The sequence below is a fragment of the Streptomyces sp. NPDC001100 genome (genome assembly GCF_053598575.1).
In genome coordinates, this window is sequence record NZ_JBSFKO010000014.1 from 159,136 (window position 1) to 184,425 (window position 25,290).

A 25,290-nucleotide genomic window follows, 5' to 3' on the forward strand; every position below is an offset into this window, starting at 1 on the left:
GGTGGGTTCGCGTGTCGGCGGCGCCGTCGTGGCTGGGTGCGCTGGTGTTGTTTGTCGGCTGCGGCGCCGTTGTGGCCGGGCGCGCCCACGCGGCGGAGCCGCAAATCGACACAGCCCCGCGCCCCTGAAGGGGCGCTGCCATCGCCGGCGTTGAGAACAAAACGCCTAGCGCCCCGGTGGAGTTCCGGGGCGCTACGGGTGAGCTGGTACTGCCGTCAGGAAGCCTGGCGTTCCGGGCCGTGGTGTATTTCTACGCCGCCCGAGTCGGCGAAGGTCAGGCGGCAGGTGTCCGCGCGATAGGTCGCGACGGAGACCGCGGCGGTGCGGCCCTCGGCGAAGAAGCGGGTCGTGACGACGAGGACCGGTGCCCCGGGGAGGCGGTCCAGCTCCTTGGCGTCGTCCGCGCGGGCCGAGCCGAGCTCGACGGCGCGGTCCTGGCCCTCCAGTTCGAGGCGCTGCAGCTCACGCAGCACGGCACGCGCGCGTGCCGTCGCGGACGGAGTGTCTATCGCGGAGAGGTCGGGCACCGACGACTCCGGGATGTAGAGCAGCTCGGCGGCGACCGGCTGGCCGTGGCTCACCCGGGAGCGCCGCACGGTGTGCACCGGTTCCTCGGAAGCGGTCTCCAGGACGTCGGCCACGGCCGCCGGCGGAGCCGCCAGGACGCAGTCGACGGACTGCCAGGCGTCCTCCGCCGCGCCCGGCCAGGTGTGCTGTTGGGTGCCGACGGCGACACCCACGCGCGGCGGCGCGACGGTCGTACCGACACCGCGGCGGCGCTGCAACCTGCCTTCGAGTTCGAGTTGCTCCAGAGCCTGCCGGAGTGTGGCCCGGGCGACGCCGAAGCGGGCTGCCAGGTCTCGCTCGTTGGGCAGGATCTCGCCCACGGAGAACTCGGAGTCCAGTGCCTCACTCAGCACTGTCTTGAGATGCCAGTACTTCGGCTCCGGCACCGATTCCAACTGCGTGGTCCCCACCCTGTCCTCCGCAATCGCCGTGGTCCGGCCGCGTTTTAGCGCCCTTGTTTATTAAAGGTTGTTTCACTTATCAGTGACCATAGGACGGCCCACACCCTTGGTCAAGACCAATCCTCGATCCCACAGGGAACACAGAGAGCGGTTGCCATGGAGCGTTCACGGGGAGTTCGTAAAGGGCGCGTTTCGTGACACGCCGTCAAAGCCCCCGTCGCGAAACGGGGGCCCTGTCGGCGGCTGGGCTAAGCGGAAACCAGCGATCGGAGCTTGTCGGGGTTGCGGACGATATACACGGATCGGATGCGGCCGGCGGACACGTCCACTTGGAAGACGCTGTCGGGCTTGTCACCCGAAAGGATCAGCACCGCGGGTCCGCCGTTCAGCTCAAGGAAGCGGAACGAGAGTTCCGGGATGCCCTTGCCCGCGACGGCGATCAGGAAGCGGCCCACATTGTCCGCAGTCTCCAGGATCCGCAGCGGCGCCTTGGCCTTGCCGCCGCTGTCGCCCACCAGTCGGACGTCCGGCGCGAGCAGCTCCATCAGGCCCGCCAGGTCGCCGTCCGCCGCCGCGGCGAGGAACCGCTCGGTCAGGTCGCGGCGTTGGGCCGGGTCGACCTCGTAGCGCGGGCGTCCTTCGTCGACGTGTCTGCGGGCCCGTCCGGCGAGTTGGCGCACGGCGGGCTCACCGCGGTCCAGCATGGCCGCGATCTCGGCGTACGGGTAGCCGAACGCCTCCCTGAGGACGAACACGGCGCGCTCCAGCGGCGACAGCGACTCCAGGACCACGAGTACGGCGAGGGACACGGAGTCGGCGAGGACGGCCCGTTCGGCGGCGTCCGGGACGGTGTTCCCGAAGTCGGTGGCGTACGGCTCCGGCAGCCAGGGGCCGACGTAGGTCTCGCCGCGCGCCTTGATCTGGCGCAGCCGGTCGATCGCGAGGCGGGTGGTGACGCGCACCAGGTAGGCGCGTGGTTCGCGGACCGCGCGGTGGTCGGCTCCGGACCAGCGCAGCCAGGCTTCCTGGACCACGTCCTCGGCGTCGGCCACGCGCCCGAGCATGCGGTAGGCGACTCCCATGAGGACGGGGCGGTGGTCTTCGAAGACGTCGGTCGGCGTGTCGGTGGTCACGGTCCTATCCCATGCGAAGCGTGCGGCCCTGTCCAGGAGATAACCGTGTGTGCCGGAGCAGAATGGGCCAAGGGCCGACGACGTCCGGCGGCCCCTTACGGAGGTGGCGATGCGGTACGCGGTGCTGGGTACGGGCGAGGTCGGCCAGGCGCTGGGCGGCAAGCTGGTCGAGCTGGGGCACCAGGTGATCCTGGGCTCGCGCACGAAGGACAATCCGGCCGCCGCGAAGTGGGCCGAGAGCGCGGGTGCCGGAGCGGGTGCCGGTACGTTCGCGGAGGCCGCCGCGGCGGGCGAGGTGATCGTGAACGCGGTGGGCGGCCGGGTGGCGCTCGCCGCGCTGGAGGCGGCCGGGGCGGAGCATCTCGACGGCAAGGTCGTCCTCGATGTCTCCAATCCCCTGGCGTTCGAGGACGGCCGGCTCAGGCTGTCGCCGGTGGAGTCGGACAGTGTGGGTGAGCAGATCCAGCGCGCCTTCCCGCACGCGCGCGTGGTGAAGTCCCTCAACACCGTGAACTGCCAGGTGATGGTGGACCCTTCACTCGTGCCGGGCGAGCACCAGGTGTTCGTGTGCGGCGAGGACGCGGACGCCAAGGCGCGGGTGACGGCGCTGCTCGGGGAGTTCGGCTGGCCCGCGCACCGGGTACTGGACCTGGGCGGCATCGAGTCGGCGCGCGCCGTGGAGATGATGCTGCCGCTGTGGGTGAACCTGTTCCGGACCCTCGGTCACGGCGAGTTCAACCTTGAGGTGCGCAGCGCCCGTTGAGGTCCGCGAGGTCTGGCGATGGGGGCTACCAGTCGGTAGCTTTTGCTGACAAGCTGTCTACACGGCCTGTACGGCGTCTGTCAGCGAGTCCAGACGAGGAGCATCCCCATGTCCGCCACCGTCTCCTTCCCGGTCCCCTCTCCGCACGGCCCGCGGACCGTGACGCTGTCCTACGCGCGTGTGGGCAGCGGCGAACCGCTGCTCCTGCTGCACGGCATCGGTCATCACCGGCAGGCGTGGGACCCGGTGGTGGGCATCCTGGCGACCGAGCGGGACGTGATCGCCGTGGACCTCCCCGGGTTCGGCGCCTCCCCCGCGCTGCCGGAGGGGTTGGCGTACGACCTGTCCACGACGGCCGCCGTCTTCAGCGCGTTCTGCGAGGCGCTGGGGCTCGACCGTCCGCACATCGCGGGCAACTCGCTCGGCGGTCTGCTGGCCCTGGAGCTGGGCCGCGAGAAGGTCGTGCGGTCCGTCACGGCGCTCTCTCCCGCCGGGTTCTGGTCCCAGGCCGAGCGCCGCTACGCCTTCGGGGTGCTGCTCACCATGCGGCAGATCGCCCGCCGGATGCCGCTTCCGGTGGTCGAGCGCCTGTCGCGCACGGTGGCCGGCCGCACCGCCCTGACGAGCACCATCTACGCCCGCCCCGGCCGCCGTTCACCCGAGGCCGTGGTCGCCGAGACGCTCGCGCTGGTCAACGCCCCCGGGTTCGACGACACGCTCCGGGCCGGCACGACCGTCCGGTTCACCGACGACCTCCCCGGTCTGCCGGTCACCGTGGCCTGGGGCACCCAGGACCGTCTGCTGCTGCGCCGCCAGGGCGTCCGGGCCAAGCACTTGATCCCGCGTGCGCGGCTAGTGCGACTGCCCGGCTGCGGGCACTGCCCGATGAGCGACGACCCGGCGCTGGTCGCGCGCGTCATCCTCGACGGCAGCCGCTGACCGGCGCGGGAACCGCGTCGACGCACCCGATCCCAGGGCCACTCCGGCGCCGACGAGGGCGCTGCCGACGGCCTGGGCGGCCCCGTAGGCGCCCGTTCCGACGAGCGGCGCGGTTGCGGCCGCCGCGACCGGGATGAGGCCGGAGAAGAGCGTGGCGCGCTCCGCGCCGATCCGCTGCAGGCCCATGTACCAGCACACGAAGCCGACGACCGTGACGACCGCCGCCTGCCACAGCAGTGCGGCGGCCTCGGTGGCATCGGGGCGCCGCAGCCAACCGGTCCCGTCGAGGAGCGGCCCGGCCGCCGCGGCCTCGATCGCGGCCACACCGCACACGGTGGCCGACAACAACCACGGCCCCAGGGGCCGCAGTACGGGCACCGCGAGCACCGCGAAGCCCACCTCTCCCGCGAGCGCGCACCCGGAGAAGGCGATTCCGGCGGCGTCCGTACGGCCCCACCCCTGGACGGCGAACGCGCCGACGGCGACGAGCGAGGCCCCGTAGAGCACGATCCTGCGGGGACGGCGTCCCTCCATAAGCGGGACGAGGGTCGCGACGACCACGGGGGCGCAGCCCACGAAGACACCCGGGACGGCCGGTTCGGCGCTGTGTTCGGCGGCGATGACCGCCAGGTTGAAGCCGACCATGCCGATGGCCGCGAGCAGTGCGAGTCGGACCCATTGACGTGGTGTGAGGGCGCACAGTCGGGCCGTCGCGTCCCTGCCCGTGAAGGGGAGCAGCAGCAGGCAGGCGAGGCCGTACCGCAGGAACTGGCCGCCCGCGTACGGATAGTGGCCGAGAACGCTGTTCGCGGTGAAGGACGCGCCGACGAGGACGCAGGCGAGGGCGGCGAGCGGGGCGCCGCGGGCGGCGGTTGCGGTCATGGCGGCGACGCTAGGGAGCGTGGCGGCCCGGATTAAGGTCCACTTCCATGACGTCATCGCGGACCAATCCGGAGGGGCCGACCGACCCGGAGAAGCTGACAGGTTCCGCCGCGTGGGAGCTGCTGCTGCCCGCCGTCTCGGCACCGGCACGCGCGCGTGGCCGTTCGCTCCAGGCCGCCTTGCGCGAGGCGGTGCGTTCGGGGCGGCTGGCGCCGGGCACGCGGTTGCCGTCGAGCCGGGACCTGGCGGGCGACCTCGGGGTGTCGCGGGGGCTGGTCACCGAGGCGTACGAGCAGTTGACGGCGGAGGGGTATCTGCGCAGCGGCAGGGGTGCGGGCACCTGGGTGGGCGGTGCCGTGCGGGCGGCGCGGCCACGCGCGCGTGATCTCGCACCGCGCTCCCCCGGCGCCCGGGTCGACTTCGTGCCCGGCACACCGGACCTGTCGCTGTTCCCCCGTTCCGCCTGGGCCGCCGCGCAGCGGGGTGTGCTGGCGGAGTCGCCGCACGACCTGCTCGGTTATCCCGATCCGCGCGGGCTGCCCCGGTTGCGTACGGCTCTCGCGGAACTGCTGGCGCGCCGCCGGGGTGTCGTCGCCGATCCGGAGCGGCTGGTCGTGGTCTCCGGAGTGGCGCAGGCGACGACGCTGCTCGGATTCGTGCTCCACGCGCGCGGGATGCGCACCGTCGGCGTCGAGGACCCCGGCAGCCCCCAGCACGACGCCCTGTACGCGTCCGCGGGCGTCGGCACCGTACCGCTGCCCCTGGACGACGAAGGACTGGCCATCGGGCCACTACAGACGTCCGGCGTGCGGGCCGTGGTGGTGACGCCCGCCCATCAGTTCCCCACCGGCATCGCGTACTCCGCGCGGCGGCGCGCCCAACTCCTCGACTGGGCGCGGTCGGTGGACGGTCTGGTCTTCGAGGACGACTACGACGGCGACTTCCGCTACGACCGGGCCCCGGTGGGCGCGCTCCAGGGCCTCGATCCGGAGCATGTCGCCTACGCGGGCTCGGTCAGCAAATCGCTCGCCCCGGGGCTGCGGCTCGGCTGGCTGCTGGTGCCCGGGTCGCTGGCCGACGAGGTCGTCGAGCGCAAGCGGACCATGGACCTCGGCCACCCGACCCTCGACCAGGCGCTGTTCGCCCGCTTTCTGGAACGCGGCGACTACGACCGCCAGTTGCGCCGCTGCCAGCGTGCCTACCGGCAGCGGCGTGACACCCTCGTCGCCGCCCTGGAGGAACACTTCCCCGGAGCGGAGGTCACCGGGATCGCGGCGGGACTGCACGTCATCGCCGAACTCCCGGAGAAGTACGGCCCCCAGGACGACTTCCTGGAACGCGCGGCCTCCGCCGGTGTCGCGGTGCGCCCGCTCACCGCCTACGCACACGCGCGTGCCGACGACGCGGTCGTACGGCTGGTCCTCGGGTACGCGCATCTGTCTCCGGGGCGGATCCGCGCGGGTGTCCGTCTGATGGCCGGCGGCCGGCACCCGGACGGCCTCTGATGTCACGCGTTCTGTTGTTCACCCGTGGTTTCCGTGCGCGCTGCGGCGCACCAGTAGTTGTGGCGGTGCACCCTGACCGCATCCCGTCCGTGGAGGCGCAACCCCATGTCGCATCGCCCGTTCCCCGCCCGCCGCAGCGTCCTGCGCGGCACCCTGGCCGCGTCGGCGGCCCTGACCGTGCCCGCCGCCCTCGGCGCCGCGCCGGCCTTCGCCCTGTCCGGACGTCCCAAGGCGGGCTGGGGTGTGCAGGCGGGGGACGTGACCTCCGACTCCGGTCTGGTGTGGGTGCGTTCGGACCGCCCGGCCCGGATGATCGTGGAGACCTCCGCCACCGAGTCGTTCCGCAATCCGCACCGGTGGCACGGTCCGCTGCTCGGCCCGGACACCGACTTCACCGGCACCACCCGGCTGCGCGGCCTGCCCTCGGGGCAGCAGATCCACTACCGCGTCCTGCTCGCCGACCCCGACGATCCGCGCCGCACCGGCGAACCGGTCGCCGGCACGTTCCGCACGGTGCCGACCGGGCGGCGCGGTGTGCGCTTCCTGTGGTCCGGGGACCTGGCGGGCCAGGGCTGGGGCATCAACCCGGACCTCGGCGGCTACCGCATCTACGACGCGATGGCCAAGCTGGACCCGGACTTCTTCGTGTGCAGCGGCGACAACATCTACGCCGACGGTCCGATCACGGCGACGCAGGCCCTGCCCGACGGCAGCCTGTACCGGAACGTCACCACGGAGGAGAAGTCCAAGGTCGCCGAGACCCTGGCCGAGTTCCGCGGCAACTTCCGCTACAACCTGCTCGACGAGAACCTCAAGCGATTCAACGCGCAGGTCCCGTCGATCATCCAGTGGGACGACCACGAGGTCCGCAACAACTGGTACCCGGGCGAGGTGATCGCCGCCACGGACACCCGCTACACGGAGAAGAGCGTCGACGCCCTGGCGGTGCGCGCACGGCGCGCGTTCAGCGAGTACTTCCCGGTCTCGACGCTGCGGCCGGGCGCGAAGGAGGGCCGGGTGCAGCGCGTGATGCGGCACGGTCCGCTGCTCGACGTGTTCGTCCTGGACATGCGGACCTACCGCAACGCCAACTCGCCCGACAATCAGACCGTGGACCCGCAGGGCATCCTCGGCAGCGAGCAACTGGATTGGCTCAAGCGGGAGTTGTCGCGCTCGCGCGCCGTGTGGAAGGTGATCGCCGCCGACATGCCGCTCGGCCTGGTCGTGCCCGACGCCACCGAGGGCAAGGCGAACATCGAGGCGGTCGCGCAGGGCGACCCGGGCGCGCCGCTGGGGCGTGAGCTGCAGATCGCCGAGCTGCTGCGGTACATCAAGCACCGGCGGATCACCGGCACCGTGTGGCTGACGGCGGACGTGCACCACACCTCCGCCCAGCACTACCAGCCCTCGCGGGCCGCGTTCACCGACTTCGAGCCGTTCTGGGAGTTCGTCTCCGGTCCGCTGAACGCGGGCGCCTTCCCGGCCAACGACCTCGACAACACCTTCGGTCCCGAGCGGGTGTTCGTGAAGGCGCCGACCGTGGCGAACGTGTCACCGGCCGAGGGCTACCAGTTCTTCGGCGAGGTCGACATCGACGGCCACAGCGGGGAACTGACGGTGCGTCTGCGCGAGTCGGACGGCACCGTGCTGTTCACGCAGACACTTCAGCCGGGACGCGTCGGTCAGTAACTCCACTACCCTCGAACCTGTACCGCGCACCGGCGTCATCCCCCGGTGCGCGGTGCCTTCCGCGGCGCACCGAACTTCCGCGCACAGACCGCGTTTTCGCAGGTCAGGCCGATTGTCAGTGGCAGCCTCTACGGTTTTTCCATGACGCGATCTTTGCAGGCCGTGACCTATCGCCGACCCTCCGCGCTGGAGTCGTCGGAGAGTGGGCGGCGCCTCGGGCTGGAGACCTCACAGGGGGCGACTCCCTCGGGTGTCACCGACCATCCGCGCTTCTTCGCGGGCTTCCTGACCTCGCCTCAGGTGGCCTCGGCGGCGCTGCTGGCGGTGGCCGACGTGGCGGGCGCACGGTACTACCAGCGCCAACTGGCCGCCTCGCTCGACCCGGTGGTGACGGCGGGCGGTGACCGGCTGCGCTTCGAGTCCTTCTCCGGCTGCGGCGGGGTGTACGCACGACTGGACGTCCTCGGCCCCGGTCTCGACGGCGGCGAGGTGGGCCACGGCACGACGAACGTCGACGTCAACAACCCCCTGCGCGAGGCCCTGTCCCGTATCGGCTCGGACGATCCGCTCCATCTCCGGGTCGGTCCCGAGGAGTTGGCCGTGACGACACTGGACGGCCCGGTGCTGGAGAAGAAGGTGCCGCTCCCGGACCGCTGGCTGCGCGGCTTCGCGGAGGCGCAGGTCATAGCGGCCGGCTTCGACCTGCGGGCCGAACTGCCCGCGGCGGAGGCGGTGCGCTTCCTGCGCTCGCTTCCGAAGGCCGGCGCGCGCGGCACCACGAGCGGCCCCCGCTGGGTCGTACCGGCGGGCCGCGGCCTGCGCCCCACCACCCGCCCCGTCCCTGGCGCGGTGTGCCTGCCGGGCCCGGAGCGGCTGATCGCTCTGCAAAGGGTCCTGCGCCACGCGACGGCCCTGCGGATCTACGGCCCCTCCGTCATCGGAACCGCCGCCACGGCCAGTGCGTGGGAGGCCGTCCTGCCGGGGATGCGGCTGACCCTCACGCTGTCGCCGGACGCGTCGCGCGGTTTCTCCGGCGAGGGCGGGGTCCTGGACGCGCTCGCGGCCGACGAGGCCGGTGAGGACGCCGAGTTGATCGCCGTGCTGCTGGCCTGGGAGCCCCGTATCGACGTCGTGGACCTGGCCGCCGCCTCGGGGCTCACCCCCGAGCGGGTCCGCGCCGCGCTGATCCGGCTGGGCACTTCCGGACGGGTCGGGTACGACACCGCGGAGGCGGCCTACTTCCACCGTGAACTGCCGTACGACGCCCAGCGGGTGGAGCGTCACAATCCGCGGCTGCGCTCGGCCCTCGCTCTGGTGGCCGCGGGTGCGGTGCGGCTGGAGGGCGCGCTCGGCACGGTGACGGCCGAGGACGGTCATGTGCACCGGGTGCGTGACGAGGCGGGGGTGCTGAGCTGCAGCTGTGTGTGGTGGGCGAAGTACCGGGGCGGGCGCGGGCCGTGCAAGCACGCGCTGGCGGTGCGGATGGTGCGGCGGGGTGCCGCGGTGGAGCGGGACATGGTGCGGGGCGACGGGGGTGTGCGATGAGTGCGTTGATGGAAGCGGTGCGGGCGGGGCGGACCGCCGAGGTGGTGGGGTTGCTCGACGGGCTGACGGATGCCGAACGGCGGGCGTTCCTGCCGGAGTTGAAGGATCTCCGCAAGGAGTTGCGCACGGCGCCGTGGGGGCATCCGTCCCGCCATGCCTATCTCACGCTGCACGCGGCCGGTGCCGCCTGTGAGACGGGGGCGGCCGCCGCGGTGAGCTGGATCGCCGGGAGCGACATGCGCTGGTCGCAGTCGTCGGCGGCCCTGTTGATCCACATCCTGGGTGACCGCGATGCCTCCTGGCTGGCCGATGTGACGCACCGCCTCGCCGGGCGTCCGGCCTCCGCCGGCGTGTCGTACGAGCTGATGGCCGGTCTGGTCCGGCTCTCCGGTTGTCCGGTGCCGACGACGGAGACCTATGTGCAGGCCTGGGTGTCGCACATCGGTCAGCTGTGGCAGCTCGGGGACACCCTGTTCGAGCGGCTGCGCAGGGATCCTCACCTCGCGGAGCTGACGGCCGCGCTGTTCGAGACGAACGACGTCGTCGGACCCATGGAGTGGTCCTCGAAGGAGAGCGTGGACGGCTGGGTCGACGCGATCGCCCGGCTCACCGTCGAAGGCGCCCTGGACCGGAAGCGGACGGTGGACGCCTGTGTGGCCCGGCTGCTGCGGGGCGGGGCGACGCTCGATCAGCGGGCGTTCCTGCGCGCGTTGAAGGCGCTCGCCCTCACCCGCGAGGAGGAGCGGGAGCACATCGCCGACTGGCTGGCGCTGGCCTCGGACGCGGTGCCCACCGTGGCCTCGCACGCCCAGGCGGTGCTCGGCTCGCCGGCTCTGGACGGGGAGTTGACGCCACGCCGGCTGGCGGAGATGTCCGACGCGGTGTTGTTCAGGCCCGAGAAGAAGCTCGTCCGGGCACAGCTCGTGCTGCTGGGGAAGGTGTTGGCACGGGACGCGTCGGCCGCCGCCGAGGTGCTGCCCGCCGTCGCCCAGGCCTTCGGGCACGAGGACACGGACGTGCAGGAGCGGGCGCTGAAACTGGTCGAGCGGCACGTCAAGAAGGTCGACTCCCCCGAGGTGCGGGCCGAACTCGCGGCGGCTGCCGACCAGTTGGTCCCTGCCCTGCGCGCACGCGCGGTCGAGTCGCTGGGGGCAGCGCCGGTGACAGCGGCTGCGGCGGTTCACGAGGAAGTGCTTCCGCCGCCCCCGGTGCCGGCCCGCCTCGCGCCGGCACCCGAGTCGGCGGTCGAACTCGCCGAGGAGGTGGGGGCGTTGCTGGCGTCCAACGGCTCCAATGGCTCCAATGGCTCCAACACCGAGGTGACGGCGTTCGAGCGCGTGTTGGACGGACTCGTCCGTCATGCCTACCAGGACCGGGACGCTCTGTTGGAGGCGTTGGGGCCGGTATGTGCGCGCCGCTGGTGGAACAGTCCCGATCCAGGGAGCGTCCATGCGGACAACCACTTCAGCCGGAAACACAACGGACTCAACAGCGTGGCGGAGAGTCTCGACCTCCTGCTGGCCACCCTCCGGGACAGGGTGCACACCGCCACACTCCACGACGCCGTCCAGCACGACGGCTCCCGGTCCCGGGTGTGCGGACACAGCCCCCTGTCCCGGGCCTTCGAGGCGCGCGTCTGGGAGGTGGCGTACCGCATCCGCGCGGAGCCGCTGCCGTTCCTGCTGTCGACCCCCAGCTGGAGTACCGGCCTGCTGGAGCCGGACGAGCTGGTGGCCAGGCTCGACACCTGTCGGCGCCTGGGCGTGCGGGTCTCGGCGGCGGACTTCGCGCAGGCGCTGCTGCGAGTGCGTCGCGGGGACCGGGCGACGGCGGTGGCCGCGGCCGAGCGCGCGGCGGCGCTCGGCACGGCCGAGGGCGTCCGGCTCGCCCGATGGCTGTCGTCCGGCGGGCCGGTGCTGCCCACGAGCAGACGACGCTCCGCCGGGGCCCGCGTCCAGCTCGAATTCGGTGAACTCGTCTCGCTGCAGGCCGACTTCCCGGCGGGCTTCCGGGAGCTGGGGCGGCCGACGACGGTCTATGGCGAGCGCTGGTACTGCTACCACTGGAACCGGGACATACAGCAGCACTGGCTCGCGATACTTCCCGAGCTGCGCGAGCTGGTGGCGGTGCGGATAGTGCGGGAGGTGTCCACCGCGGCCGTGGACGACGCCCGGGGCGCGGCCGCCGCTCTCCCGGCGCTGGCCGAGTCCGACGGCGAGGCCGGTGAGGCGACGCACCTGTGTCTGGCGTACGGGCTCGGTGCCCGACACCCCGGGGACCGGCTCGCCGCGGTGGACGCGCTGCTCGTGCTCGCGGCACGGGGACAGCTGGACACGGACCGGCTGGGCACGGATCTCGGGCAGTTGGTGCGGAACGGGGCGGTGAAACCCTCGCGGCTCGCCGAGTCGATGCGGACGGGGGCCGCCACCGGGGCGAACACGAGCATATGGGGGATCCTCCGGCACACCCTGAGCACGCTGCTCGCCGACCTCGACGGGGACATCAAACCCGCGCAGGCGCGAGGGCTCGGGGACCTGCTCGCCGTGGCCGCCGAGTGCGCGGAGCGGTCCGGGGCGCGGGGCGAGCTGCCGTATCTGGCGCAGACGGCGGACCGGACAGGCTCGTCCCGACTGGTCAGGCAGGCACGTCGGCTGCGCACCGCGCTGGTGGCGGGGGTGGCCGCCTGACGTAGGGCGCCGGTGCTGACCTTCAGGGCAGCCCACTCGTAAAAAGAACGGCAAAAGGTACAGAACCATGCTTTTACCGGTCGGTCACAGAGCGTTCGTGATCACGCAACACCCTTCCTTCACAGTGGTTGCATGAGTCGAGACATGTCTGATGTGACGCGTGCCAGGCACGGGCGTCCGGTGCACCACTGGCGGCGCGATCTGGTCGAGCTGGCGGCGCTGTTCACGGCGGTCGCGGTGGCGGACGTCGTGGCGAATCTGGTGGGGCACGGGCCCGAGGGCCCGGTACTGCTGACGATCTCCGCGCTGGCGCTGATCGCCACCGCGGGATTCCACACATGGTGGTCACGCCGCCACGGTCATGCGCCTCCTACGGGCGATACCGGTGCCCGGCCGGCCGCGCGGGTGCGGCAGGCCGGGCCCTCCGAACCGCCGTCCCCCAGCGGGTCCGAGTCGGAGCCCCAGCAGTCGTCCATGGCGCCCGACGGTGTCGCCGAGCCGGCCACCCTGTGGCGCATGCGGACCACGGTGCGGGACGCGCCCGGATCGCTGGCCGCGCTGTGCACGGCGCTGGCCGGACGGCAGGTCGACATCCTGAGCCTGCAGACGCATCCGCTGGCCGAGGGCACGGTGGACGAGTTCCTGCTGCGGGCGCCGGGGGAGGTCGCGGCCTCCGAGATCACCCGGGTGGTGGCGTCGGCCGGCGGTTCGAGCACCTGGATCGAGCGGGCCGACGCCCACGATCTGGTGGACGCGCCGACCCGGGTCCTGGGCCTGGCCACCCGCACGGCCCTGGACGCGGCGGAACTGCCGCTGGCGCTGCGGCAGTTGCTGGGCCGGTGCACCATCCGTTCGCTGCCCGCGACCACTGCGGGCAAGGGACACGAACCGGAGTCGGTGCCGATGGGAGGGGCATTGGAGGACACGGTCATGCGCCTGCGGGCGCCGGAAGGCGGAGTGATCACCGTGGAGCGGCCGTATCTGCCGTTCACGCCCACCGAGTTCGCCCGGGCGCGGGCGCTGGTGGAGCTGGACTCCCGGCTCGGTCCGCGCATCCCGCGCAGCCAGGACGTACTGACGCTGCCCGAGGGAAACGCGATCACCGTGCGGCGCGCGGACACCGGCGATCTGGAGGCGGCACGGGAGATGCACGAGCGCTGCTCCGCGCGCACGCTCGGCATGCGGTACCACGGGCCGGTCGGTGACGCCGACCGCTATCTGAACCACCTGCTCTCCCCGCGCTTCGGGCGGACGCTCGCCGTGCAGACGGCCTCGGGACGGATCGTCGGACTCGGTCACCTCCTGTGGGACGGGGACGAGACGGAGGTCGCGCTGCTGGTCGAGGACGACTGGCAACGGCGGGGCATCGGAAGCGAGTTGCTGGGGCGGCTGGTGGGGATGGCCGTCGAGGCCGGGTGCGAGAGCGTGTATGCCGTGACGCAGGCGTCCAACACGGGGATGGTGGCGGCGATGCGGGGGCTTGAGCTGCCGCTCGACTATCAGATCGAGGAAGGGACGTTGGTGGTCACGGCTCGGTTGGACGCGGCGGTGAGTGCCGTCGAGGTTACGGAGTTCGGGAAGGCCGAAGCGCCGTAGGGGCTGCGGGTTCGTTGGCGGGTGCGGGTGCACTGTGGCTGGTCGCGCAGTTCCCCGTGCCCCTTGAGAGGGGCGCGAGCGCCCCATCCAAATCTGCCCACACGTCCTCCACGTCTTCCAGGCCCACCGACAGCCTCAGCAAACGATCACTCACGCCCGCGCCCCGCCGGTCCGTCTCCCCCACCACCCGATGGCTGATCGACGCCGGATGTTGGATCAGGCTGTCCACGCTGCCGAGGCTCACCGCAGGGGTGATGAGGCGGACCGCGGCGATGACCTCGTGGGGGTCGCCAGGCACCTCGAAGGCGATCATCGCGCCGCCGATGCGCGGGTAGTGGACGTGGGTCACGCGCGGGTCGGCGGAGAGGCGGCGGGCGAGTTCGGCGGCGGTGGCGGATGCGGCCCGTACGCGGATCGGCAGGGTCGCGAGGCCGCGCAGCAGCAGATAGCCGGCCAGGGGATGCAGTACGCCGCCGGTCGCGAAGCGGATCTGGCGCAGTCGGCCGGCGAACTCCTCGTCGCAGGCCACCACGCCCGCCATCACATCGCCGTGCCCGCCCAAATACTTGGTGGCGCTGTGCAGGACGAGGCGTGCGCCGTGTTCGGCGGGGCGTTGCAGGACGGGAGTGGCGAAGGTGTTGTCCGCGAGGAGGGGCACCGAGCCGCAGGAGTGGGCGATGGCACGCAGGTCGAGTTCGGCGAGGGTCGGGTTGGCCGGTGACTCGACGACGACCAGACCGGTGTCGGGGCGCAGCGCGTCGGCGATGCCGGCCGGGTCGGTCCAGGTCACCTCGGAGCCGAGCAGCCCGGCGGTGAGCAGGTGGTCGCTGCAGCCGTAGAGGGGTCGTACCGCCACTACATGGCGCAGCCCCGTCGAGGCGCGCGCCAGCAGGACGGCGCTCAGGGCCGCCATGCCGCTGGCGAACGCGACCGCGCTGTCGGTGCCTTCGAGGCGGGCGAGGGCGGTTTCGAAGCGGGCGACGGTCGGATTGCCGAGGCGGCCGTAGACGGGCGGGCCGTCGGGTTCGGCGCCTGTGGTGGCGAAGGCGTCGATGCGGGCGGCCTCGCCACGGCTGTCGTACGACGGGTAGGTGGTCGACAGGTCGATGGGCGGGGCGTGCAGGCCCTGCCGGGCAAGGTCGTCACGGCCGGCGTGCACGGCTTCGGTGTCCAGTGCCCGCCGGGCCGGGGAGGAGTGCAGGCGCGTTGAGTCCATGGGGAGAAGGGTGAACATCCACCGGGTTCACGTGGCAAACCTCCGTGTTACGTTCGGCCGATGAGTGAAAGTGTCGTACTGGATCCGGTGGATCTTCATCTGCTGCGGTTGCTGCAGAACGACGCCCGGGCGACGTATCGCGAGCTCGCGGCGCAGGTCGGGGTCGCGCCGTCGACGTGTCTGGACCGGGTGACGCGGTTGCGCCGGGCCGGTGTGATCCTCGGGCATCAACTGCGGCTCGATCCGGCGAAGTTGGGGCGCGGTCTGGAGGCGCTGTTGTCGGTGCAGGTCAGGCCGCACCGGCGGGAGTTGGTGGGGCCGTTCGTGGAGCGGGTGCGGGCGTTGCCGGAGTCGCGGACCGTGTTCCATCTGACCGGGCCGGACGACTATCTCGTCCATGTGGCCGTCGCGGACATGGCGGACCTGCAGCGGCTGGTCCTGGACGAGTTCACATCACAGCGGGAAGTGGCGCGGGTGGAGACCCGGTTGATCTTCCAGCAGTGGGACTGCGGGCCCTTGCTCCCGCTTGCCACGCCCGTAGCTGAATCGGGGTGACGGGGAGAAGTCCCAGGTACGAGGATGGTCCCCATGTCGCAGACCCCCACTCCGCTGCCCCGGCAGGTCGCCGACGCCTACGTCGACGACCTCATCGCCCTCAATCCGGTCATCGGTACGTATCTCGGCGTGAAGGAGAGTTCGAGCAGGCTGCCCGACCTCTCCCCCGCAGGTCAGGAACGACTCGCGGAGCTTCAGCGGGCGACCCTCGCGAAGCTCGACGAGGCAGAGCGCCGACCCGGCGCGGACAGTGGTGTCGAGCGCCGGTGCGCGCGCCTGCTGCGCGAACGGCTGACCGCCGCACTCGGTGTGCACGAGACGGAGGAGGGTCTGCGCGAGGTGGGCAACATCCACACCCCCGCGCACTCCGTGCGTGATGTGTTCACGGTGACTCCGGCCCAGACCGAAGAGGACTGGGCGGCGATCGCCGAGCGGCTGCGCGCGGTGCCCACCGCGCTGGCCGGCTACCGCGAGTCCCTCCAACTGGGCCTGGATCGGAAGCTGTTCGCGGGCCCGCGCCCGACGGCCACGTTCATCGGCCAGCTCACCGAGTGGTCGGACCCGGGCGGCGAGGGGCGCGGCTGGTACGAGGACTTCGCCGCGGCCGGACCCGAGTCCCTGCGTGCCGAGCTGGACGAGGCCGCCCGCGGGGCGACCGCGGCCCTGGTGGAGCTGCGGGACTGGCTGCGAGACGTGTACGCGCCGGCGATCGAGGGCGCGCCGAACACGGTGGGCCGCGAGCGGTACGCGCGCTGGGCGCGCTACTACAACGGCACGGAGCTGAACCTCGACGAGGCGTACGCGTACGGCTGGTCCGAGTACCACCGGCTGCTCGCGGAGATGAAGCGGGAGGCCGAGAAGATCCTGCCCGGCGCCGAGACCCCTTGGGTGGCGCTGGCCCACCTCGACGAGCACGGGCGGCACATCGAGGGTGTCGACGAGGTCCGTGACTGGCTCCAGGGTGTGATGGACCGGGCGATCGAGGAGTTGGACGGCACCCACTTCGAACTCGCCGAGCGGGTACGGCGGGTGGAGTCGCGGATCGCGCCACCGGGCAGTGCGGCGGCGCCGTACTACACGCAGCCTTCGCAGGACTTCTCGCGGCCTGGCCGCACCTGGCTGCCGACCATGGGACAGACCCGGTTCCCGGTCTACGACCTCGTCTCGACCTGGTACCACGAGGGCGTCCCCGGCCATCACCTCCAGCTCGCCCAGTGGGCGCATGTCGCCGAGGACCTGTCCCGCTACCAGGCGTCCGTCGGCATGGTCAGCGCCAACGCCGAGGGCTGGGCGCTGTACGCGGAGCAACTGATGGACGAGCTGGGCTACTTGGCCGACGCGGAGGAGCGACTCGGCTTCCTGGACGGGCAGATGATGCGGGCCACCCGGATCATCGTCGACATCGGCATGCATCTGGAGCTGGAGATCCCGGCGGGCTCGCCGTTCCACCCCGGTGAGCGGTGGACGCCCGAGCTGGCGCAGGAGTTCTTCGGATCGCACAGCAGCCGTCCGGCGGACTTCGTGGAGAGCGAGCTGACCCGCTATCTCACGATCCCGGGCCAGGCCATCGGCTACAAACTCGGCCAGCGGGCCTGGTTGTTGGGCCGGGAGAACGCGCGTCAGCGGCACGGCGACGACTTCGACCTGAAGGCGTGGCACATGGCCGCGCTGTCACAGGGTTCGCTCGGCCTTGACGACCTGGTGGACGAGTTGTCGCAGCTCTGACGCCGACGCCTGGGGCGGACGTCCCGTCGGCCCCGGGCCAGTTGGCATCTGGGGCCGAAGTCCTTTCAGCCCCAGGTCAGTTGGAAAGTCGTCGTAGCTGCACAAGGCCCAGCCAGGTCTCCGGGCCCGGCTGGGCGCGGCCCGCGCGGACGGTGTAGCGGCCCGGTTCCAGGTCGACCTTGAGATGCTCGGTGCCTTCCGAATCCCGCCCGGGCCACGCCGAGTCGAAGAGGACCAGCGGTCCGGGTACGTCCCACCGCACCTCGTACTCCCAGGTCGCGTCGGCGAGCGCGGCGGGCACACCGGCCAGCACCTCGTCCTCGGAGTCCGCGGCACACCACCGTACGAAGGTGCCGTGCTCCGGCAGGAAGGCCGTCGAGGCGGGTTCGTCGCCCAGGACCAGGGCCGCACTGTCCCCCACCGGCAGCAGGCCGACGCAGCCGCCGACCTCGCACGCCCGGTCGTAGTCCGAGGCCGTCTCGTCGCCGTCGGCTCCCGTCCAGAACGGCAGTACCGTCTCCGGTACCGCGATGAGCGGCCCGCCGCCCGATTCCACCCACTGCACCGCCGTGTCCGGCTCCGCGTATCGCGCCATGGGCAGAACCTAACGCACAGCGAGCCCACATGTTCATGGTTCGAGCCCCTGCGCGCCGCCAACTCGCCTGCGGGTACTGCCCGTTCACGGTCGGCCCCGGTTTCAGCAGCCGCAGGCGCCCACACCCACCGGGGCGGTCAGCGGGTCGGCCGCACGTCGTTCCCGCCCCGGCCAGGTCTCGAACTCGAAGCCCTCGCGCACCCAGTACTCGAAGCCGCCGAGCATCTCCCGTACCTGGTAACCGAGTTCGGCGAGGGCGAGGGCCGCGCGGGTGGCGCCGTTGCAGCCCGGGCCCCAGCAGTACGTCACCACCGGCACGGACCTGTCGAGGAGTTGCCCGGCCTGTTCGGGGATGAGCGCGGTGGGGAGGTGGACCGCTCCGGGGATGTGGCCCTGGTCCCAGGACTCGGTGGAGCGTGAGTCCAGGAGGACGAAGGCGGGGTCGCCGGCAGCGAGCGCGGCGGCGACGTCGGAGACGTCGGTGTGGAAGGCGAGGCTCGCGCGGAAGTGGGCGGCGGCGGCCGCGGGGGTGGTGCTGCTCATGGATGACCGGCCTTTCACCGAGGTGTCCTGACACCCGGAAATCTACGGTCGGCGACCCGGCCCCTGAAGTGATGATTCCCGGCGTACCGCTTGATCCGCCGGGGATTCCCCTGCTATTTCTCAAGAATGACCGCTTATTCCCCGGACGCCACCGACTGGCGCATCCTCGACGTCCTCCAGAGGGAGGGCCGGGCAGGTTTCGCCGAGCTGGCCCGAGCCGTGTCCATGTCCGCGAGCGCGGTCACCGAGCGGGTCCGGCGGCTGGAGGAGGCGGGGGTGATCCAGGGGTACACGGCGGTCGTGGACCCGGAGCGGCTCGGTCTGCCGATCCTGGCGTTCGTGCGGCTGCGCTATCCGAACGGCAACTACAAGCCGTTCCACGACCTGGTCGCGGTGACGCCGGAGATCCTGGAGGCGCATCACATCACGGGCGACGACTGCTTCATGATCAAGGTCGCGGCCCGCTCGATGCGCCACCTGGAGGAGGTCTCGGGGCGGATCGGCGCGCTGGGCTCGGTCACCACCAGCGTCGTCTACTCCTCACCGCTCCCCCGCCGGCCACTCGGTCACTGACCTCACTGACCTCACTGGCCTCGCTGCCGTACGGCCGACCCGGCCCGCCCCTTCACGACCTCCAGCTGCGCGTGGATGCGCCGCCGCAGGTCGGCGACATGGCTGACGATGCCGACGCTGCGGTCCCGTTCGCGCAGGGAGTCGAGGACGTCGAGGACCTCGTCGAGGGTCTGTTCGTCGAGGCTGCCGAAGCCCTCGTCGATGAAGAGGGTGTCGAGCCGGACCCCGCCGGCCTCGTCGGTGACCACGTCCGCGAGTCCGAGCGCGAGGGCGAGCGAGGCGAAGAATGTCTCGCCTCCGGACAGTGTCGCCGTGTCCCGCTCCCGCCCGGTCCACGCGTCGACGACGTGCAGCCCGAGTCCGCTGCGGCCGCGCCCGGCCCGGTCGTCGGAGTGGACGAGGGTGTAGCGGCCGGACGACATGCGCCGAAGCCGTACGGTCGCGGCGGCGGCGACCTGTTCCAGGCGGGCGGCGAGGACGTACGACTCCAGGCGCATCCGGCGTTCGTTGTCCGCCGAGGTGCCCGCGGTGAGGGCGGCGAGGCGGGCCACCCGGTCGTACTCCTCGCGCAGCGGCGCCAGTTGACGGGCCCCGGCCGCCGACCGGGCGGAGAGCCGGTCGAGCTCGGTGCAGCGCCGGGCCGCCGCGTCGCGCGCCGAGGCCGCGTCCCGGGTCCGCCGCTCGGCCGCGCTCGCGGCCCGCTCCGCCGCGTCCGGGTCGGCGGACGGCTGCTGGGCGGCTGCGGCGGTGTCGGCCTCCGCGAGGACCGCCCGTACGGCGGCCTCCTCCGACTGCCAGGCGTCCAGGCGCCGTTGGAGTTCGCGATGGGCACCGTCGTCCAGGAGTGCGTCGGCAGCCGCCTGCGGGGTCTCGAACCCGGCGCGGAAGGCGGCGTCGGCCAGCCGTGCGTCGGCGTCCTTGAGGCGCTGCGCGGTGTCCTCGGCGACCCGTGCGGTATCGGCGGCGTCGGTGAGGAGCGCGGCCTGCCGCTCCAGTTGGGCGGCGCGCGCCGCCACACTGTCCGCGGTGCCCCGCGTCTGCACCAACTCCTCCTCCAGCAAGGCGCGTTCGCGGTCCAGGGTGTCGCGAAGGGCCGCACGGGAGGCGGCTCTGAGGGCGGCCTCCTGCTGGATCGTGGTCCGCCGGTCGTGCTCCTGCTCGGCCCGCCGCAGTTCCTCGGTCGCGGGGTGCAGCCAGGAGGCGTCCCGGCGCGCCTGCTCGTACAGCCGCTCCAACTCTGCCACTTCGTCGGCGAGTTGACCGGTCGGTGTGTCCCCCGCCTCCGCCGTGGCGGCGGCGAGGGCTTCCCGTACGACACCGAGGCGGCGCTCGGCCTCGGTGCGCTGTTCCTCGGCGTGCTGGTGGGCGGTGAAGGCCTGTTCCTCGGCCGCGCGGTCGACGTGTCCTGTCGACTTGCGTGCGGGCGCGGGGTGTTCGGAGGCACCGCAGACCGCGCAGGGTTCGCCGTCGGTGAGGTGGGCGGCGAGTTCGGCGGCGATGCCGTTCAGCCGCTGTTCCTTGAGGTCGAGCCAGTGGGCGCGGGCCCCGACGGCGCGTTCGGCAAGGGCGAGCACCTGCTGCTGGGCGTCCTCCGTGTCAGCGGCGAACTGGTCCCGCTGCCGGGCCGCCCGGAGCCTGCGCTCGGCGGGCTCGCGGCGCACGGCGAGCTGTTCGGCCCGGTTGGCCGCCTCCTGGGCGGACTCGATCCGCGTCCGCAGCTCCGCGCGGTTGGTGTCCCACCCGGCGAGCCAGGCCTCGGCCTCCTGCCGTACGTCCTCGTCGGCGCGCTCCTGCCGGTCCAACTCGGTGCGCTCCAGGCCGAGTTCGGTCAGGCGCTGTTCGGCCCGGCGGGCCGACTCCAGGCCGCCCAGCTCCTCGGCGGCCCGGCGGGCGGCAGCGGTGAGTCCGGCCGCTCCGGCGTCCGCGAAGGTCTCCGGCAACAGGTCACGCGCGCGCGCCTCGGCCCGGGCGGCTTCCCGGTGCTCGGTGTCGGCCGCCTCCCGCAGCTCCAGCGCCGGCGCCACCGCCGCCGCCTTGCGCGCCCGCTCCATCCGGGCCTGCGCCTGCCGATAGCCGTCGGCGCGCTCCTCCAGGAGCGCGGCCCGCTCCCGGGCCTGCGCGAACCGCTTTTGCAGGCGCGCCAGTTCGCGTACGTCGGCAAGCTCGCGGTCGGCGGCCGTCTGGGCGGACTCGGCGGCGCCGAGGCGGCTGTGCGCGATGGTCAGCTGCTCGCGCGCGGTGCTGCGGGCGACGGCCGCCGCGCCCAACACCTCGGCGGCTAGGCCGGGCTCGCCCGGTGCGAGGTCAGGCAGCTCCATGGCGTCCCCGGCGGCCTGCTGCATGCGGTGCGCGTCGGCCAGCAACTCGGCGTCGCCCTGGCGGACTTGGGCCTCGGTGGCGCGCCGCCGCTCGGCGAGCCGCTTCTCGACCTCGGCGAAGCGGTGGGTGTCGAAGAGCCGGCCGAGCAGCTTGCCACGCGCCTCCGCGTCGGAGCGCAAAAACCGCGCGAACTCGCCCTGGGGCAACAGCACGACCTGGCAGAACTGCTCCCGGCTCATCCCGAGCAGCTGGGTGATCTCCTCGCCGATCTCCTGGTGCGAGCGGCTGAGGTCCTTCCAGGTGCCGGCCGTCGCGTCGTACTCGCGCAGCCAGCTCTGTGCCTTGTCCAGTGTGCTGCCGGTGCCGCGCTTCTTGGGGCGGGCCCAGGGCGGCTGCCGGGTGAGTTCCAACCGCCGCCCGGCGACGGTCAGTTCGAGCCGGACCTCGGTGCGGGTGGCGGGCGCCGCGTGGTCACTGCGCAGGGTGAGCCCCTGGCCGCTCTGGCGGACGCCGGGCACCGAGCCGTAGAGCGCGTAGCAGACGGCGTCCAGGACGGAGGTCTTGCCGGCGCCGGTCGGGCCGTGCAGGAGGAAGAGACCGGCGGAGGACAGTTCGTCGAAGTCGACGGTCTGCGAGCCGCCGAAGGGCCCGAAGGCGGTGATGTCGAGCCGGTGCAGCCTCATCGCACGCCCCCTCCTGCCGAGAACCGCACGCTCGCTCGCGCCGAAGGCCGCCCGTTCACGGCGTCACCTCCCGCACCACCGAGTCCGCGCGCACCGCGTCGAACGCTTCCTGGAGCACGGTCTGTTCGTCCTCGTCGGGTCCGGCGCCGCGCACATGGGCCACGAAGTCGTCGGCGATCTCCTGGTCGCTGCGGCCCGCGAGGCGCCTGGCGTAGGACACGTCGGGGTCGTCCGGGGACCGCTCGGGGTCGAAGACCAGGCTGAGGGTGTGCGGGAAGCGTTCGGTGAGCCGGGCCATGGGGTCGGCCGGGCGCACCGGGTCGGTGAGCGTCGCCTCGACCCACGCCTCCTCGTGCCGCGCGAGCTCCGGATCGTCGAGCAGGTCCTCCAACGCGCCCCGGATCCGGGCCAGTTCACGCGGCACCGGGCAGTCGACGCGCTCGGCGCCGATGGTCCCGTCGGCGTCCAGGTCGACGAGCCACATGCTCTTGCGGTGGTCGGACTCGGAGAAGGAGTACGGCAGCGGGGAGCCCGAGTAGCGCACGCGCCCGGTGATGGTCTGCGCGCCGTGCAGATGCCCCAGCGCCACATAGTCGACGCCGTCGAAGACCCCGGCCGGTACGGCGGCGACCCCGCCGACGGTGATGTCCCGCTCGCTGTCGCTGGCCTCGCCGCCGGTGACGAAGGCGTGCGCGAGGACCACGGACCGGGTGCCGGGCGCCCGGCCGGCGAGGTCGGCGCGGACGCGTTCCATGGCGGCGGCCAGCACCGCCTCGTGCCCGGCCTTCTCCACCCCGAACTCGGCCTTGACCAGAGCGGGTTCGAGATACGGCAGCCCGTAGAAGGCCACGTCCCCGAACGCGTCCGGAATCACCACGGGCGTCCCGCAGGCCGAGGGCTCGGTGCGCAGATGGATGCCCGCGCGGTCGATCAGTCCCGCGCCCACGCCGAGGCGGCGGGCCGAGTCGTGGTTCCCGGAGATCATCACCGTGGGCACGCCCAGGTCCGCGAGCCGGTGCAGGGTGTCGTCGAAGAGCTCGACGGCGGCCAGCGGCGGAACCGCACGGTCGTACACGTCTCCCGACACGACCACGGCGTCCACCGCGCGCTCGCGCACGGTGGCGACGAGGTGGGTCACGAAGTCGGCCTGGGCCCCGAGCATGTTCACTCGGTGGAACGCCCGGCCCAGGTGCCAGTCGGAGGTGTGCAGCAGTTTCATGGAGCCACCACGCTAGCGCCTGTGGCCACCCTGCTTCACCACGGCCACACTCTTCCGCCTGCCCCACCGAGCGGAACGCCACAAATATCCCTTATGCCAGCACTCAACACCCCTTATGTCATGGCCTGGTACACGAGGTCGCGCAACTGGCGGCGGATCGGCGTGCGGTGCTTGCCCCAGGTGACGACCTGGGTGCAGAAACCGCCGTGACGCCGCCGGCATGGGCGATGTCCTCGCCGCCGAACAGGATCGTGCCCTGGGTGACGGCCGTCAGCCCGAGCACGGCACGGCCAGCCAGGTGTCGTCGGACTCCGGCGCCTCGGCGGCGGCTGTCACGGCGGCAACCGCCTTACGGCTCCGGGCCGTTGTCGTGTGCGACGTGCCGGACCAGGCGCCCCCGTCGGATGAACCGCGGACCAGCGCAAACCGGCTCTCCCGCCCACCGCCCCGCTAACGCAGCAACCACCGCTCCGCCCGGCGTGCCGTGGCGCGGACGGTGCGGCTCGTGTCGGTCGGGAGGCGGCGCAGGATCTCGCGGGCGCCGTGGCGGAGGCGGTGGTCGGCGGCGGTGCGCAGCAGGAGTCGGCGGGTGGTGCCGATCCGGCCGGGGGCGCCGACGGCGAGCCGGAGCTGGCCGCCGGGGCCCGCCCAGGTCGGGGAGACCAGGCGCGCGGGTGCTCCTACGGCGACGGTGCCGAGGATGATCCGGGAGCCGCCCGGGGTCGGGGTCAGCCGGGGGCGGCGGCCGACTCCCAGCAGCTGGGCGCTGGCCCAGACCTGGTAGGCGCCGGGGGACATCGGCTCGTCTCCGGTGAGGGTCAGCGGGTCGATGACCGTCTCGCCGGTGACGACGACCCGGTGGCGGTCTCCGCCGAGCGGTTCCAGGACCGGGGTCAGCTCCCCGTGGGGGTACCACCAGTGATTGCCCGCTGTGTCGTGGACGATGAGTTCCCCGTGCGCGGAGGTGAACGGGTCGGGGACCTCCCAGTCCTCGGCTCCGCCGATGCCGTCGAGGAGTTCGGGGTCGAGCAGTGTGCGTCCGCCGCGCTCCACGACGGTCAGCGGTTCGCCGTCGCCGCGGACCATCCCGATCCGGGTCCGGATCACCAGTCTGCCGTTGCGCCAGCGCATGTCGTCGACCTCGACGTGCGCCCTGATCTGTTCGGTACGGCGGGCGAGTTCGACCAGGGAGTCGAGTCGGCCGCGCACCAGCAACTCCGCGCGCAGCCGGCTGATCGCCGGGAGCCCCTCGCTCACCCCGGCCGGATAGCTCGTCATCGCCATCCGGCGGACGGTGGTGAAGTACGCCTCCAGTTCCTTGCCGCTGCGCCGCAGCACGCGGGGTTCGCTCACCGGCCGCAGCAGTTCCACCCGGTACGAACGGCGCAGCAGCCGGTCCTGGAGGTCGCCCGGCGGTGTGCCCTCCTTGATCGCCTCGACGACCTTGCCGAGGTGGCCGTAGTAGTCGTCGGGGGTGATCCGGCGGCTGCTGTTGTTGCCGCCGTCCTCCCGCCGGTTCCACCGATAGCAGGGGTAACTGCCCAGTATCGACACGGTCTTGGCCCGCACATAGGTGCGCGCCATGAACAGCTGGTCCTCCAGCCTGACCCGGCCCTCCGGGAAGCGGATCCCGTGCTCGTGCAGGAAGTCCCGGCGGAACATCTTGTGCGGCGTCAGGCTCTCGAAGAGCGGTGCGTCGGCGGCGGTGCACCGCTCGACGGTCCGCTTGAACACATTGCTGGGTCCCTGCATCGTCCCGTGCACCTTGCCGAGCACGATGTCCGACCCGTTGCGCTCCGCCAGGGCGTACAGCCGCTCCAGCGCCTCGTACGACAACTCGTCGTCCTGGTCCACGAATTGGACGTACTTCCCCCTGGACAGATCGATGCCGACGTTCCGCGGTCTGCCCGGCCAGCCGGAGTTCTCCTGCCGGTGGACCCGCACATGCGCGTACGCCCCGGCCAGCCGCCCGAGCCGTTCGGCCGAGTCGTCCGTCGACCCGTCGTCGACGTACACGACCTCGTAGGCGTCCGCTCCGAGGCTCTGGTTGACGAGTGACGGCGCACAACGCTCGATGTAGGAACCGGCGTTGTACACCGGCACGACAACGCTCACCTTGATCAAGACATCCCCCCCGGGACAAGTGGTGTTGCCG

General features: G+C 72.3%; 19 protein-coding genes. 10 read left to right on the forward strand and 9 right to left on the reverse strand.

All coding sequences use genetic code 11. From position 1 onward, the window contains the following. Window positions 1-215: 215 nt before the first annotated feature. Together ACWDEW_RS22055 and ACWDEW_RS22060 are read right to left on the reverse strand one after the other, a co-directional pair. Complete coding sequence (locus ACWDEW_RS22055; protein ID WP_450514645.1) at window positions 216-977, reverse strand: GntR family transcriptional regulator; 762 nt, start codon at window positions 975-977, stop codon at window positions 216-218. Between the two features lie 239 nt (window positions 978-1,216). Beyond that, entirely contained in the window at window positions 1,217-2,101 is an 885-nt protein-coding gene (locus ACWDEW_RS22060; RefSeq protein ID WP_450514646.1) for an RNA polymerase sigma-70 factor, read from the reverse strand. A gap of 109 nt (window positions 2,102-2,210) precedes the next feature. Here ACWDEW_RS22060 and ACWDEW_RS22065 point away from each other — a divergent pair, with 109 nt between their 5' ends. Together ACWDEW_RS22065 and ACWDEW_RS22070 are read left to right on the forward strand one after the other, a co-directional pair. Further along, the gene (locus ACWDEW_RS22065; protein WP_450514699.1) at window positions 2,211-2,864 is read left to right on the forward strand and encodes an NADPH-dependent F420 reductase; all 654 of its coding nucleotides are present in this window, start codon (window positions 2,211-2,213) and stop codon (window positions 2,862-2,864) included. Window positions 2,865-2,972: 108 nt separating this feature from the next. Further along, window positions 2,973-3,803: an alpha/beta fold hydrolase gene (locus ACWDEW_RS22070; protein WP_450514647.1), complete on the forward strand. Its 831-nt coding sequence runs from the start codon at window positions 2,973-2,975 to the stop codon at window positions 3,801-3,803. On the opposite strand, the gene ACWDEW_RS22075 is transcribed toward ACWDEW_RS22070, so the two are convergent. Continuing rightward, window positions 3,717-4,685 (reverse strand): DMT family transporter, encoded by a 969-nt coding sequence (locus ACWDEW_RS22075; RefSeq protein WP_450514648.1) that lies wholly within the window; start codon window positions 4,683-4,685, stop codon window positions 3,717-3,719. The genes ACWDEW_RS22070 and ACWDEW_RS22075 overlap by 87 nt on opposite strands. Before the next feature lie 47 nt (window positions 4,686-4,732). Between ACWDEW_RS22075 and pdxR the strand changes: the two genes are divergently transcribed. The 5 genes from pdxR (at window position 4,733) to ACWDEW_RS22100 (ending at window position 13,707) form a co-directional block, all read left to right on the forward strand. After that, entirely contained in the window at window positions 4,733-6,190 is a 1,458-nt protein-coding gene (gene pdxR, locus ACWDEW_RS22080; RefSeq protein ID WP_450514649.1) for a MocR-like pyridoxine biosynthesis transcription factor PdxR, read from the forward strand. Window positions 6,191-6,295: 105 nt separating this feature from the next. Continuing rightward, entirely contained in the window at window positions 6,296-7,879 is a 1,584-nt protein-coding gene (locus ACWDEW_RS22085) for an alkaline phosphatase D family protein (protein WP_450514650.1), read from the forward strand. A gap of 141 nt (window positions 7,880-8,020) precedes the next feature. Beyond that, window positions 8,021-9,424, forward strand: coding sequence for an SWIM zinc finger family protein (locus tag ACWDEW_RS22090; RefSeq protein WP_450514651.1), 1,404 nt, complete (start codon window positions 8,021-8,023; stop codon window positions 9,422-9,424). After that, window positions 9,421-12,111 (forward strand): DUF7825 domain-containing protein, encoded by a 2,691-nt coding sequence (locus ACWDEW_RS22095; RefSeq protein ID WP_450514652.1) that lies wholly within the window; start codon window positions 9,421-9,423, stop codon window positions 12,109-12,111. The genes ACWDEW_RS22090 and ACWDEW_RS22095 overlap by 4 nt, the downstream gene beginning before the upstream one ends. 180 nt (window positions 12,112-12,291) lie before the next feature. Further along, complete coding sequence (locus tag ACWDEW_RS22100; RefSeq protein WP_450514700.1) at window positions 12,292-13,707, forward strand: GNAT family N-acetyltransferase; 1,416 nt, start codon at window positions 12,292-12,294, stop codon at window positions 13,705-13,707. Here ACWDEW_RS22100 and ACWDEW_RS22105 read toward each other — a convergent pair. Next, window positions 13,676-14,923 carry a trans-sulfuration enzyme family protein gene (locus ACWDEW_RS22105; RefSeq protein ID WP_450514653.1) on the reverse strand — a complete coding sequence of 416 codons (1,248 nt, stop codon included), beginning with the start codon at window positions 14,921-14,923 and terminating at the stop codon, window positions 13,676-13,678. The two genes, ACWDEW_RS22100 and ACWDEW_RS22105, sit on opposite strands and share 32 nt — an antisense overlap. 60 nt (window positions 14,924-14,983) lie before the next feature. Here ACWDEW_RS22105 and ACWDEW_RS22110 point away from each other — a divergent pair, with 60 nt between their 5' ends. Further along, window positions 14,984-15,478 (forward strand): Lrp/AsnC family transcriptional regulator, encoded by a 495-nt coding sequence (locus ACWDEW_RS22110; protein ID WP_450514654.1) that lies wholly within the window; start codon window positions 14,984-14,986, stop codon window positions 15,476-15,478. Window positions 15,479-15,511: 33 nt separating this feature from the next. Further along, window positions 15,512-17,203, forward strand: coding sequence for a DUF885 domain-containing protein (locus tag ACWDEW_RS22115; protein ID WP_450514655.1), 1,692 nt, complete (start codon window positions 15,512-15,514; stop codon window positions 17,201-17,203). Window positions 17,204-17,279: 76 nt separating this feature from the next. Here the strand turns inward: ACWDEW_RS22115 and ACWDEW_RS22120 are convergent, their stop codons facing one another. Further along, on the reverse strand, window positions 17,280-17,798 hold the full coding sequence (locus tag ACWDEW_RS22120) for an immunity 21 family protein (protein WP_450514656.1): 519 nt from the start codon (window positions 17,796-17,798) through the stop codon (window positions 17,280-17,282). Between the two features lie 102 nt (window positions 17,799-17,900). Next, window positions 17,901-18,341 (reverse strand): rhodanese-like domain-containing protein, encoded by a 441-nt coding sequence (locus tag ACWDEW_RS22125; protein WP_450514657.1) that lies wholly within the window; start codon window positions 18,339-18,341, stop codon window positions 17,901-17,903. 126 nt (window positions 18,342-18,467) lie between these two features. Here ACWDEW_RS22125 and ACWDEW_RS22130 point away from each other — a divergent pair, with 126 nt between their 5' ends. Beyond that, complete coding sequence (locus ACWDEW_RS22130) at window positions 18,468-18,914, forward strand: Lrp/AsnC family transcriptional regulator (protein ID WP_406462251.1); 447 nt, start codon at window positions 18,468-18,470, stop codon at window positions 18,912-18,914. Window positions 18,915-18,925: 11 nt separating this feature from the next. On the opposite strand, the gene ACWDEW_RS22135 is transcribed toward ACWDEW_RS22130, so the two are convergent. The 3 genes from ACWDEW_RS22135 to ACWDEW_RS22145 all read right to left on the reverse strand — a co-directional run bounded on the left by ACWDEW_RS22135 (window position 18,926) and on the right by ACWDEW_RS22145 (window position 25,238). Next, entirely contained in the window at window positions 18,926-21,916 is a 2,991-nt protein-coding gene (locus tag ACWDEW_RS22135) for an AAA family ATPase (RefSeq protein ID WP_450514658.1), read from the reverse strand. Between the two features lie 55 nt (window positions 21,917-21,971). Further along, on the reverse strand, window positions 21,972-23,135 hold the full coding sequence (locus ACWDEW_RS22140; RefSeq protein WP_450514659.1) for an exonuclease SbcCD subunit D: 1,164 nt from the start codon (window positions 23,133-23,135) through the stop codon (window positions 21,972-21,974). 450 nt (window positions 23,136-23,585) lie between these two features. Further along, complete coding sequence (locus ACWDEW_RS22145) at window positions 23,586-25,238, reverse strand: glycosyltransferase (protein ID WP_450514660.1); 1,653 nt, start codon at window positions 25,236-25,238, stop codon at window positions 23,586-23,588. Window positions 25,239-25,290: the final 52 nt, after the last annotated feature.